Raw genomic sequence first — 259 nt, forward strand, 5'->3', positions numbered from 1 at the left:
TGATGGAACCAGGGATGAAAGTTTAGTAAATCCAGAACTTGATAGTAACGAAACAAAACTGCACAACAGTTTCAGACAGAAAACTTGGGACGAAACGATCACCAAAGACAGCTGGATGGTCTTCAAGGTTATGGCTGAATTTGTAGATGGTTATGAAAAACTGGCTAAAATTGGACCATGTGTTTCTATATTTGGTTCTGCCCGACTGAAGCCGGAGAACAAATACTATGAAATGGCGGTAGATATCGCTGAAAAGATT

At 39.8% G+C, this 259-nt stretch carries 1 protein-coding gene; it reads left to right on the forward strand.

Annotation, left to right across the window (positions count from 1 at the left end; translation table 11 throughout):
- On the forward strand, positions 1 to 259 hold a 259-nt coding region (locus tag AB0T83_RS20480), incomplete at both ends, for a hypothetical protein (RefSeq protein WP_435891203.1).

It is taken from the genome of Meridianimarinicoccus marinus (assembly GCF_040689105.1).
In the GTDB taxonomy this organism is placed as follows: domain Bacteria; phylum Pseudomonadota; class Alphaproteobacteria; order Rhodobacterales; family Rhodobacteraceae; genus Meridianimarinicoccus; species Meridianimarinicoccus marinus.